At 73.4% G+C, this 12,567-nt stretch carries 6 protein-coding genes; 3 read left to right on the top strand and 3 right to left on the bottom strand.

The window, feature by feature from the left end; genetic code table 11:
• The first annotated feature begins 145 nt into the window (after positions 1 to 145).
• Positions 146 to 1,411, top strand: a complete 1,266-nt coding sequence (locus WMF31_RS13665; protein WP_436602356.1) for a PAS domain-containing protein — start codon at positions 146 to 148, stop codon at positions 1,409 to 1,411.
• Positions 1,412 to 1,481: 70 nt separating this feature from the next.
• Here the strand turns inward: WMF31_RS13665 and WMF31_RS13660 are convergent, their stop codons facing one another.
• Positions 1,482 to 2,789: a DUF362 domain-containing protein gene (locus tag WMF31_RS13660; RefSeq protein WP_436602355.1), complete on the bottom strand. Its 1,308-nt coding sequence runs from the start codon at positions 2,787 to 2,789 to the stop codon at positions 1,482 to 1,484.
• A 378-nt stretch (positions 2,790 to 3,167) separates the two neighbouring features.
• On the opposite strand from WMF31_RS13660, the gene WMF31_RS13655 reads away from it, so the two are divergent.
• Positions 3,168 to 3,332 carry a DUF1328 domain-containing protein gene (locus WMF31_RS13655; protein WP_436602354.1) on the top strand — a complete coding sequence of 55 codons (165 nt, stop codon included), beginning with the start codon at positions 3,168 to 3,170 and terminating at the stop codon, positions 3,330 to 3,332.
• 586 nt (positions 3,333 to 3,918) lie between these two features.
• Entirely contained in the window at positions 3,919 to 8,859 is a 4,941-nt protein-coding gene (locus WMF31_RS13650) for a translocation/assembly module TamB domain-containing protein (RefSeq protein WP_436602353.1), read from the top strand.
• Positions 8,860 to 8,898: 39 nt separating this feature from the next.
• Here the strand turns inward: WMF31_RS13650 and WMF31_RS13645 are convergent, their stop codons facing one another.
• Together WMF31_RS13645 and WMF31_RS13640 are read right to left on the bottom strand one after the other, a co-directional pair.
• Positions 8,899 to 9,402, bottom strand: a complete 504-nt coding sequence (locus tag WMF31_RS13645) for a hypothetical protein (RefSeq protein ID WP_436602352.1) — start codon at positions 9,400 to 9,402, stop codon at positions 8,899 to 8,901.
• Positions 9,403 to 9,862: 460 nt separating this feature from the next.
• Positions 9,863 to 11,818, bottom strand: a complete 1,956-nt coding sequence (locus WMF31_RS13640; RefSeq protein WP_436602351.1) for a hypothetical protein — start codon at positions 11,816 to 11,818, stop codon at positions 9,863 to 9,865.
• Positions 11,819 to 12,567: the final 749 nt, after the last annotated feature.

Here is a 12,567-nt window from a genome sequence, read left to right as displayed (position 1 = left end):
GGCAGGACCACCTTCCACGCGCTCCCCCCTGGAAATGCGACGGGATATCAGTATCGTCTCGATCCCTCGAAGGGGGCCGCCTCCACGCCGCAGCCTGCGGGAGCGCGCCCCGCGTCAGCTTCGCGAGGGGACAGGATCGAGGACCATGAGTCATGAACAGAGCTTGACGGCGCTCGAGGCGGAGATCGCGGCGCTGCGCCAGCGCGTGGCCGAGCTGGAGGGCGCCCAGGCGAAGCTGGAGGCGCTCTCCTCCGTGCTCCCGAGCTTCATCGCGGTCTTCAACAGAGAGGGAATCATCGTGGAGATGATCCCGACCTTGCTCTTCTCTGTCGAGATGATCACGACCGAGCTCGGAATGCCGCTGGCCCGGGTGATCAAGCCAGGTCACGCCGACCGGTGCCTCGCGCTCATCCGGGAGGCGCTCGAGACGCGAACGACCCTGAGCATCGAGTACCCCCTCCCATGGGGTGAACGCGAGGTGTGGTGCCACGCCGTCTGCAAACCGCTCACGGGGGACACGGTCCTCTGGATCGCGAACGACATCACGGCACAGCGGAAGCGGGCCCACGCCCAGGCGGAGCTGCGCGATTTCCAGGCGCTCGTGGAGTACGCGCCCGACGGCGTCTGCCTCGCGTCCCAGGAGGGCGCGCTCTTCTACGAGAACCCGGCCTTCCGCGCCATGACAGGGCACGCCGAGGGCGCGCCGTTCCCGAGCCTGTTCGAGGTCTTCGCGGCCCCGCGGGACGAGCTCTCCGCGATCGTGCAGCGGTGCTTCCGCCGCGCCTCGTGGCAGGGGACCCTGAGCCTCGCGCAGCCCGGCGGGCGCACCGTCCCCTGCCAGGTCTCCATGGTCGCGCTCGCCGCCGAGCACGGGCGGCCCCCGGGGGTCGCCGTCCTCGCCCGCGATCTGACCCCCATCCACGAGGCCGAGCGCGAGCGGCTCGCCCTCCAGGAGCAGGTGATCCAGGCCCAGCAGGCCACGCTGCGCGAGCTGTCCACCCCCCTCGTCCCGCTCGCCGAGGGCGTCGTCGCCATGCCCCTCATCGGCACCTTCGACCGCACCCGCGCCCAGCAGGCCATGGAAAAGCTCCTGGACGGCATCGTCCAGCACCAGCTCCACACGGTCATCGTCGACGTCACCGGCGTCAGGGACGTCGACGCCGAGTCCGCCGACGCGCTGCTGCGCATCGCGCGCGCGGCGCGCCTGCTCGGCGCCCGCCTCCTCCTGACCGGCATCAACCCCGACACCGCCCAGTCCCTCGTCGACCTCGGCGTCGACCTCGGCGGCATCGCCACCCACAGCACCCTGCAGAGCGGCATCGCCCACGTCCTCGCGCGCCGCCCCGTGGCGCCGCGCGCTGCGGCCGCCCCCGGCCCCAGGGACGGGACCCCGGCGCAGAACGCGCCCTGAGCGAGCTCGGAGGAAGCAGGGGCCCGGGACGTCCCGGGGCCCCTCCACCTCCACGCGCGAACGCCCAGCGCTAGACGGTCGCCGCGCCGCTCGCGCTGGCGGACTGCGCCCGCGCCCGCCTCCGGACCGCGAGCTCCGGCGACTCCGCCACCGCCATCCCCACGAGGCGCATGCCCTCCAGGAAGTGCCGCACCCCGGTCCGCACGAGCTCGTGGCTCTCCTCGCCCACGTCGGGATAGCCCCGCCCCTCCGCGTCCGGCTGCACCTTGCCCCAGTTCGCGAACAGCCGGCCCCACGGGCTCTTCAGCACGGGCTCCATCTTCTCCTTCGCGTACCGCGGGTACCAGAACATATCGTGATACGCCACCGACGCCACGTACGCCCAGGGCGCCAGCCAGGTCTTGAGCGACCACTCCACCGGCTTCTTCAGCGGACCCCAGTAGATGCGGTGCTGGTTGCGCGAGGCGAACGTCATCTCCTTGTAGGGTCCATCGAAATTCCACGGCTCGTTCAGCGCGTCGGCGTCGCCCACGATCTCGATGTCGCGCACGTCGCCCGTCCCGAGCCCGAGATCGTGCGCCAGCCGCACGTACTTGAGGTCGCGCAGCGGGTCGAACCCCATGAGCTTCGCCGCCACCGCGTCGATCGCCACCTGATCCGCCGACGCGAGCAGGACGTTCTTCACGTGCGGCACCATGCAGCGCGGGCCAGGGCCGTCGCCCGCGAAGGTGCCGTCCATCACCGCGAACACCCCGCGGTGGATCTTCTTCTGGATCATCAGCAGATCCACGAGCGTCTCGTGGATCACCGGGTGGGTCCAGTGCCGGTGCTCGTTGAGCAGGCCGCCGAAGGCGTTCTTCATCGCCCCGGTGCTCGTCGTGAAGACGTGCGTCTTCACCGTCGGCAGATGGATGATGTTCTCGCCGATGAACCGCTTCGGGATCGAGAACCCCTTCGGGTACACCTCGTTCAGGCAGAGGAACTTCTTCCGCAGGTCGCCGACCGCATCCCCGATCGGGATCCACTCCTCCCCCTCGTAGAGGTGGACGTTGCGCAGGCCGTGCGCCTGGACGACGTCGATCTGCTTGTTCTCGCGCTCCCCGAGGTGGGCGTCGATGACGACCGTGCGGTTGTGGCACGCGTGGATCAGCTCCTTCGCGTAGCCATCCCGCGTCATGGCCCGGATGACCCCGTCGAGCTGCCACGGCGTCGTGGACGCGCTCGGATAGAAGAAATGCCAGGAGATGTTCACCTTGAGCGCGGTGTCGGCGTCCTTGGCGATCACATCCTGGTACCCGGCCAGGTTCATCAGCCGGTGGTAGTCGGAGAGCACCGTCGCAGGCGAGGTGCGGATCACAGCGACCTTCGATTTCGACATGGCCCTGTTCTTATAGCCCGTCCCGGGTCGCCCGGTCCGGGAAGTTGCAGGGTGGCGATGTGGAGCCTCGGTGCACGCTCGATGACGGGGCGCAGCGCCGCCCGGGCCGCCGTCCGGCGGCCGCGCAGTGCACCCTGTCACGGTCGAGGCACGTTGCCCCAGGGGCATCGAGGACGCACCGGTTCCTGAGCGGACGCAGCGGCCCCCGCGCCCGGCCTCGAACCGCCGCGCGCCGCCCGGATGCCGGGAAATCACGCCGGCCACCGGCCTCTGCAGTGCTCCGGCACAGGGGCTGCAATCCAGGGTTCGCGTTGAGGTCGTCTCCACCAGAGGCCGGCTCGACCCCCCTGGACACCCTGGACACCCCTGGAGGACACCATGCTCGGCTGGAGTATTGCCTTTTTCATCATCGCGATCGTGGCCGCCATCTTCGGATTCGGCGGAATCGCGGCGAGCGCCGCGACCCTCGCGAAAGTCCTGTTCGCCGTCTTCCTGGTGCTCGCCGTGATCTCGTTCGCGCTCGGGCGCCGCGTTCCCACGTGATCCGACGCTCCGAACGAAGGAGGTGAAACCGTGAAGTCAGCGCCTCAACAGGAGCCCAGATACCTCTGGACGCTCGGCATCCCGCAGCCGGTGGCGAGCCCCATCCCGCTGCCGACGGCGAGCCCCCCCGGGCCAGCGCCCAGCCCGCCCGAGCCGGCGCCCGGCCCCCCGGGGCCAGCGCCCCGCCCGCCCGAGCCAGCGCCCCGCCCGCCCGGCCCGACGCCCGGCACCCCCGGGCCGGCGCCCCACGAGCCCCACACGCCCGGCCACGTCCCGCCGGGCCCCGAGATCCAGCTCCCGGGGACGGAGCCTCGACACGACCCGGGCGAGCGCCGCCAGCCCGATGTGCCGGCGCGCCCGCATGTCCCCGAGATCCCCGGGCCGCCGCCCCAGATCACCCCGAACCCCGAGCCGACACGGGCCAGGAGCGCCCGAGGAGGAAGGAACAGGGAGGCACGGAGGAACGGGGAGGCACGGAGGAGCGGGGGAGCACGGCGAAGCTGGGGAGCCGCGAACCCGGACCAGGTTGGCCCTGTTGGCCCTGCGGGGCGCCGGTCCTAACCTGTGTCGCTGGTCACCCCGATCCATGCCCCGAGACCCCGCGCCCTCTCCCGTCTCCAGCGCAGCCGCCCCGCGCCAGCACGGTCGCTTCCGCCGGGCGCTCGCCCGCGCGGCCGCCGTGTCCGGCGCCGCGCTCGGGCTCGGGACCGTGTTCGTCGCGGCCGTGGGGGTCGGCGCCGCCCTCCACCTGAACACGGCGCCGGCGCGCAACCTGGCCCGGCAGCTCGTCAATGACGTCCTGCGATCCAGCCTGGAAGGAACGATCGAGCTCGAGCGCATCGACCGCCTCGGGCTCTTCACCGCCGAGGTCTCCACGGTCACGGTGCGCCACCCCGGCGGCGCGGAGCTGCTGCGCGCGCGCGGCGTCCACGCGGACTTCGACGCGCTCGCGATCGTCCGGGAGCTCCTCCTCGGGGACGGCGATCTCGCCATCACGGTCCCGCTCGTCCGGGTCGCGGACGCGGACGTCCTGCTCGCGCAGGACGAGGAGGGCGAGCTCACGCTCGCGCAGGCGTTCACGCCGAAGCCCTCGCCGGAGCCCACCACCGCCGAGGGCGGGCGGCCGCTCCGCCTCGAGCTCACGCGCGTCGTCCTGGGCCGCGCCGCGGTCCACGGCACGGTCGCCCCCGGGCGCCCCCTCGACGCGACGGTCGAGGACCTCCGCGCCTCGCTCGTCGTCGCGGACCGGAGCCAGTACACGCTCGAGCGCGCGCGCATCACCGAGCGGCGGCTCCTGCCCGTCCCGGTCGAGGCCAGGATCTCCGGGCGCGTGATCGTCCCCGAGGACGCGCCGCTGGACGTCGCCGCGCAGGTCGAGGGGAGCGTCGGCGCGATCCCGCTCGTGGCCGAGGGGAGCCTCAAGGACGAGCGCCTCTCGGCGCGCGCCTCGTCCGCCCGCGTGACGCCGGAGGCGGCGCTCGCGATCGATCCGGGCGCGCCGCTCGCGCGGCCGCTCGCGGTCACGGTCACGGCCGAAGGGGCGCTGTCGGACCTCGCCGTCACGGCGCGCGCCGCGGTCCTCGATCCGCTCGTCGAGCCCGACGCCGTGACCGGCGAGGTCGTCGCCCGCGCCCGGCTCGACGCGCGGGCTCCGGAGCGCATCGCGGCCGAGGTCCGCGTCACCGAGCTCGATCCGCGCGCCTTCGCCGCGACGGCCCCGGCCGCCCGGGTGAACGCCGAGGTCCGGGGGGAGATCTTCCTCGACGACGAGGGCGGGCCGCGCGTCGTCGCCGAGGCCCACACCGAGCCGTTCACCGTCGCGGGCCAGCGCGTGCCGGCGATCGACGCGCGCGCGACCCTCGAGCGCGGCGCGCTGCGCGTCGACGCGACCGTCCACGAGCCCGGGGCGCCGATCGAGGCCCGCGTCGCCCGCTCGGAGGAGGGGGAGATCACGTTCGAGGCGCGGAGCGAGATCCCGTCGCTCGGCGCGGTGCGGCACGCGCCGCGCGGCGTCCGCGGCAGCGCCGCGCTCCACGTCGGGGGCGCGCTGAAGGGCGACGCGCTCGACGCCACGGCCACCGTGCGCGTCGCCGGGCTCCGCGTCGGCCCCGGGCTCTCGCTCGGGCGCGGCGAGGTCCGGGCCAGGGCCGCGGGGCCGCTCGACCGGCTCGCGATCGAGGGCGCGCTCCGCGGGGCCGATCTGCGCGCGGAGGGGTACGCCTTCCACTCCGTCGCGGCGAGCGCCGCGGGGCCCGTCACGGCGCCGCGGATCCGCGTGTCGCTCGCCAGCGCGGAGCGCCGGATCGCCGCCTCGGCCGCCCTCGACCTCGCGCGGGGCGAGGCGCGGCGGATCCGCCTCTCGGTCTCGCGCGGCGAGGACGAGCTCACCGCGCAGGCGGCCCGCGTTGCGTGGGACCGCGCGATCGCCGTCCAGGGGCTCGCGGTGCGCGGGGACGGCGTGGGCGCGCTGGAGGGGAGCGTCTCGCTCGCGGGGGACGAGGTCGAGGGCGACCTCCGCGGCAGCGCGCTCGACCTCCAGCGCATCGCCGACATCGCCGGCGTGCCGCTCGGGGTCGGGGGGCTCGCCAACCTCGACGTGTCGCTGCGCGGCCGCGGCGCGCGCCGCGCCGGGCACGTGCGGATCGAGCTCGAGGACGGCGCGGTGCCGGGCGTCGCGCCGCGGCTGTCGATGAACGTGACGGCGCGCCTCGACGGCGAGGCGCTGAAGGCGGACGGCCTGGTCCGTCTGGTCGCGCCGCCCGACCCGCCGCCCGGCCGGGCGCGGGACGCAGGGCGCGAGGGCGCCCCGCCCGGTGAGCCGGCCGCCACCGTCGGCGACCGGGCGGCGCGGGCGGCGCGCGCCGAGACGCCGCCCCCGCCGGTGTGCGACGGCGCGATCGCCCGGGTCCTGGTCGACGGGAGCGCGGCGACGCTGCGCGGGCCGCTCCTCTCGGCGCGCACCTGGCAGGCCGTCACCGGCGCGGCCCGGGTGGAGGCCGAGGCGTGGGAGATCGGCTGCCTCGCCCAGGCGTCGCCGGTCCCGCTCGCCCTGAGCGAGCTCGCGGGTCGCGTCACCGCGCGCCTCTCGGTGGCGCGCGAGGACGGCGCGCGGCTGCCGTCGATCCAGGGCCTGCTGCTCCGCACCGACGGCCTGCGCGCGGCGGGGCCCCTCGACGAGGAGACGGGCGCGCCGGCGTGGGTGTCGCGGTCGCTCGACGCCCGGCTCGCCGGCGAGCTCGACGCGGAGACGGGCCGCGCCAGCGTCGCGCTGTCGGTGTTCGACCGGCAGCTCGTGGCGGAGCTCTCGGCCGCGGTCGACGCCGACCTCCCGGCGCTCCTCGAGCGGCCGGCCGCGGCGCTCGCGCGGATGCCCGTGGCCGCGCACCTCGCGGTCCCGCGCCGCCGCCTGAGCGATCTCGCCGCGCTGGCCGCGCTCGGGAAGCGGACCCCGGCGCTCTCCGGCGCCGGCGGGCTCGACGTCTACCTCGCGGGGACGCTCGCGCGGCCGAGGCTCGTGGCCCGCGCGATGGCGGCGCACGTGGGCTCCGACGGGCGCGCCGCGCCGTTCGGCAAGACCCGGATCGACTCGCTGCTCGTCTACGACGGCCGCCACGCCGCGCTCGACGCCTACGCGCTCCGCGGCGAGCGGACGTACCTCCGGGCGACCGCGGAGCTCGACGCGGACGCCGCCGCGCTCCTCGGCGGCGCCCCCGGCGCCGTGCCCTTCAGCCACGGCAGCCTCGAGGCCAGGCTCGCGGATCTGCCGCTCGACGAGATCCCGGTCCTCGCGGACCTGCAGATCAGCGGGCAGGCGCGCGGCGAGATCGCGGTGCGCGGCCTCTTCGAGGCCCCGGAGGTGACGGCGCGGCTCGCCTTCCCCGGCCTGAAGCTCGGCCCGGACGTGCAGCTCACGACGGCCGAGGTGGCGCTCCGCATCCCGCCGCCGCGCGGCGCCGCGCGGCCTTTGGCCTCGGCGGGCGTGCGCCTCGCCGCGCGCGACGGCGGCCGGCTCGAGGCCAGGGCGGAGGCGCCCGTGACGTGGGAGGCCGGCGCGCTCCCGACGATCGCGGACGACGAGGACGCCGCGATGTCGGTCGCGGTCCAGCGCTTCCGCCTGGCCGCGCTGGAGCCGTTCGTGCAGGGCTCGGTCAACCGGCTCGACGGCCTGCTCGACGGGGAGGTGCGGCTCGGGCTCGGCGAGCAGGCCGGGTTCTCCGGCCAGATGCGCCTCACGGACGGCCTCGTCCACGTCGCCGCCATCGGCCAGCCGCTCGAGAACGCGTCGTTCCGCGTCACCGCGAGCCCTTCCGGGGAGCTCCGGATCGAGGACATCCGCGCCGAGGCCGGGAGCGGCCTGGTCCGCGGCGAGGCGACCCTGCAGATGGAGGGGTTCGCGTTCCGGAGCGCCCGCGCCGCGCTGGAGGTCCCGCGCGATCGCGCCCTCCCGATCACGATGGAGGGCGTCCCGCTCGGCGACGCGCGCGGCCGGGTCACGCTCGCGGCGGAGAACCGGGACGAGCAGATCGCCGTCCGCGTCGACGTGCCCACGCTCGACCTGGCCCTGCCGCCCACGATCGGGCGGAGCGTCCAGCCGCTCGACGAGAACGAGGACATCACGACCTCGGCGCCGCTCAGCCGCGAGGAGTACGAGGCGCGCCGGGCGCCGGCGGAGCCGGTCGAGGAGGAGGGCGCGGGCGGCAAGCCGCTCGTGATGGAGGTCCACCTCGGCAGGATCGGCGTCGAGGGCGACATGGTGCAGGCCTCCCTGTCCGGGGACCGGGCGCACCCGCTCCGCATCCGCATCGCCGAGGAGACCACGATGGAGGGCAACGTGAGGATCCTATCGGGCAAGCTCGACGTGATCGGCAAGGAGTTCGAGATCGAGCCGGGCGTCGTGGCGCTGCAGGGGGATCCGTCGAATCCGTACCTCAACGTCACGACGTTCCACGACACGCCCGAGGGGACGCGCATCTTCATCGACTACGTGGGTCCGCTCAACCCGATCACCGAGGACAAGATCACCTTCCGCTCGGAGCCCCCGCGGCCGGAGAACGAGGTCATCGCGGAGCTGCTCCTCGGCAGGCGGTACGCGGAGGGGACGCTGGCGGGCGGCACGGCCACCGAGGAGCCCGGCTCCGGCGGGGGGAGCGCCGCGGGGGGCGTCGCGGCCGGCGTGGGCACCGGGCTCGCGTCCGCGCAGATCAACATGATCCTGCAGAGCATCGGCCCGCTCCGGAACTTCGAGACGCAGCTCGACACGACCGACGAAGGGGCGCTGAAGACCACCGTGGGCTACCAGCTCGGGCAGCGGATCACCGCGAGCGCCAGCTACGAGGCGGGCCCCACGGGGCGGCAAGGGCAAGGCCCGGCGTCCGAGGGCTCGCCCGCCGGGGCCCGGTCGAGCTTCCGCACCGAGGTGAGCCTGGAGTGGCGCTTCCGCCGGAACTGGTCGCTGCGGGCGGGACTGGCCACGGGCGAGAGCGCCGCGTCGACGACCCTCGACCTGCTCTGGAAGCACCGGTACTGAGCGCCCCCGGGCCGCGCGCCGCCGCTCGGGGGAGGCGGCTCACCGGAGGCTTCGGCCCGGCTCCACGCAGATCCCGATGCAGTCGGCCCCGCCGTGCTTCGGGTCGCAGTCGTCCGAGGGGTCATCGATGCACGTGAGCCCCTTCGGGCACTCGAACCCGGCGAAGCCGCCGCACACCTCGGGCCTCGGCTCCACGCAGATCCCGATGCAGTCGGCCCCGCCGTGCTCCGGGTCGCAGTCGTCCGAGGGGTCATCGATGCACGTGAGCCCCTTCGGGCACTCGAGCCCCGCGAAGCCGCCGCACACCTCGGGCTCCGGCTCCACGCAGATCCCGATGCAGTCGGCCCCGCCGTGCTCCGGATCGCAGTCGTCGGAGGGATCGTCGACGCACTCGAGCCCCTCTGGACACGGGGTCCCGACGAACCCTCCGCACGTCTCCGTCTCGTGCGGCGCCTGCGTCTCGCCCGTGTCCCCGCCGCCATCGTTGTTGCAGCCTGCGAGCCCGATCACGATCAGCAAGAGAGCCAGTCCTTTGTGGCGCATCGAAACCTCCGAGATGCCTGTCCGAACCCCGTTGCGGCCACCGGGCGGTGGCCGCGCGACCCACGTGTGCACGGGCGCCGCCCCTGTGGAGGACGCGCCCGGCCGGTCTCCGGGCCCCCGCAGGGCACGCGGTGGCCCGGGCTCGCCGGCAGGGCGTCCTCCACAGGGGCGGCGTTCCATCGCGCTCGCCATCAAGCAGGTTCGGTGCCACTGAAAGCTCGTCGCTGTCCGCGCTGGATCCGGCGGCCTCCAGCGCGGGGACCGCGATCGAGATGTCTCGCTGTGTCCCGGGGTTGTGCCAGCGGCGCCGGTCAGGGGTTCGCGGCCTCAGGGGCGGAGGATCTCTCCCCTTGTGCGCCCGGGCGGCGTTGTGCGCCCGGGCGGCGTTGTGCGCCCGGGCGGCGGCGCTTGCGCGGCGCGCGCCGCCCGGGCGAGGGGTCGCGATCGGCCGCTGCCGGCGTCAGAACCTCTGCGAGAGCCGGTCGAGCACGCCCCTCATGACGGGAACGTAGCCGGCGTACACGCCCTGCTGGGTGGGGATGGCCGGGCAGATCGAGCCCGTGACCCCTTGCTCCCCGAGCTCCCGGAGCAGCTGCAGCTGCCGGATGCTCGGGTACGCCTTGGCCTTGTACTGCGTCGACGTCCTCGGCAGCGGCTCCGCCGGGTCGTTTCCATTTTCCGGCATGCACACCGGACTGTCGATGGACTCGCCCGCTGCCGCCCTGCAATCGCACGAGCTGCTCGCGTCGTCGCACGAGCGCGGCTCGATATCGAAGGTGCAAGCGTACTGGAGATCGCCCGCCGGCGAGACCGTGTACTCGCGGCCGTTGATCGCGTTCCACCCCGTCTCGTCCGGCTGGACGATCGGATCCCCGGTGATCGGGTTCGTGCCCGAGCGGGGCGCCATCGACTCGATCATGAACGGGTCCCCGGGCGGGATGTGGTTCGCCGGATCGCCGAGGATGATGTCCCAGACGTTGTCGAAGCCGCTGCCGGGCAGCGGGGTGCTGAGCTCGGTGGCGTTCTTGATGCCGGACAGGATCCCGGTGGGCCCGATGTTCCCCTTCCGGGCGATGTCCTGCCACGGCACCCCGACGATGCCGGTGAACACGACGTGCTGCGGCCCCCGGATCCGCGTGTTGCCGTCCGTCAGATCCAGATCCGAGAAGATCGGGTTCGGCACGAGCTCTCCGACCCGCGAGATCACGAAGGGCTCCGTGAGCGCGCGTCTGTACCGCTCGATCGGGTAGAGGAAGTCGAACCCGAAGCGACGCTTCTGGTCCCAGCACCGGAGGTTCACCGGGTCCTCCTCCGCGGAGAGCCTGGCGGGCGTGCCATCAGGGCCCGTGCAGGTCGGGTCCGGGGGGCAGCTATCAGGATGAGCCTGGTTGCAGGACATGCAACACGGGTCGTTCGGGTCGACGGCGCACTCGCTCCGCGCCCGCCACATCCTGAAGTTTTCCCTTGTCTCGGCGACGAGATAGCTCCTGCCTTCCTGCCTGATCGAGCAATCGTTCTCGTCGGTGAGCATCACGATGAGCAGGAGCGAGTCGGGCCGGAGGAAGGCCTTCCGTTGCTCCAGGAGCGCATGGTCGACTCCCACGGGCCGGGCGACATCCATCGGGTTGATGACCTCGAGCCTCTCGTGCGGCTCGGGATCGACGAGGAAGCGGTAGAAGCTCTCGAGCGGCGCCTCGAAGCCGCACCCTTGATCCCCGACCCCGTCGAGCATGGCGCCGAGCTTGGTGGTGATCGCCTCCATGTCGGAGTCCCCTGCCGGCGCGTGGCGCCCGTCCGGATCCCACACGAGGAAGCCCTTGTTCATGTAGGTCGGCAGGTCGTTCGTCGCGCTCTGCGGATCGGAGCGCGCGAGGAGGTGGGCCCTGTCGTCGTTCGTGGGGGACAAGGCCCGATCGCAGGAGGTCGACCCGTGGCCGCCGAGGCTGCTGCTGATGACGCCGATGTGCATGTCGCGCACGGGGCTGTGCAGGCGCGAGCTGCCCTCCGGACACGGGTCGAGCTCGCTCTCGGGCTGCGCCGAGGGGCCCACCGTGCTGCCGTCCGGGTACACGCAGAGCGGGTTTCTCAGGGCGTCCATGAACGACGCGGTGGTCCAGCGCAACAGCTCCTGCTTGTCCGCCATCGAGCGGGAGTTGTCGACCACGAAGAGGAGATCGACCTTGTCGGGCGTGAAGTCCGGTGGCGGGGTCCAGCCGCCGACGCCGGTGGAGCTGACATCGGAGCCGCCGGCGCCGCCGTCGCCGCCGTCGCCGCCCACGCTGGCCGATGAGGTGGGGCCGTCGCCCCCCGCGCCGTCGAGCTCCCCGCCGAGCGAGATATCCAACCGGCATCCACCGAGCGAGACGGCGCCCAGGGCGAGAAAGGGCAGTACAGTTCGTGAGAGCGTCAAGTACATGATTCCTCCTGGAGCAGGGTCAGCGAGCACCGCTGAGGGCCAGCCGGGTCAGTGCGGTAGTGGCCGCTCGATCGGCTTTCCATTTCAAAAAGCATCCTCTTCATTCACCGGACATCGCATGAGCCGACGCGCCGTCCTGCCGGCGAAGCACCGTCCGGAGCACGCACGTATCCCGAGGACCGAGCAGCCCGGCGCGCCGTGACAAGGAAGACAAGGCCAGGCGCCCTCTCCGGGGGCGTACGTTGGACGCCGGGCCAGCGACGAGCTTGGGTGATGATGGACCAGGACACCGCTCATGGGGAGAAGCGAGGAGCGAGCCGCCTGGGACGCCGGGACGCGAGGGAGACCTGGATAGCATTCTGCGCCTCTGTGCCCCTCGTCCTGGCGGCTCGAAATCCTGCTCTCCTCAGGCGGCCTCGACCCGCTCGCCCGGCGCTCCCCGACGAGCTGCGGCGCAGCCCGCGCCGTGGGCCGTTCTCACTCGGGATACCGCGGCATCTCATCGCCGCCCTCGCCGGGCCAGGGCCGCTCGCGCCCCCCGTCCGACAGGGCTAGCACTGCTGCGGGAAGTTGCCCCGGATCAGCAGAAAAACCGCCATGGCGCCAACGACGCCAAGAAGAGAGGGAAAGGGTCGTCCCTCCATTTTCCCCTTCTACTTCCCTGGTTTCTTGGCGCCCTTGGCGTCATGGCGGTTCGCCTCTCGGCCCGACTTCCCGGAGTAGCGCTAGAGCACCGATCACGTTGAACA

Source organism: Sorangium sp. So ce1036 (assembly GCF_051369805.1).
Classification (GTDB): Bacteria; Myxococcota_A; Polyangia; order Polyangiales; family Polyangiaceae; genus Sorangium; species Sorangium cellulosum_F.
Note: the sequence above shows the minus strand (reverse complement) of the source record. Positions and strands in the feature narration are given on the sequence as shown.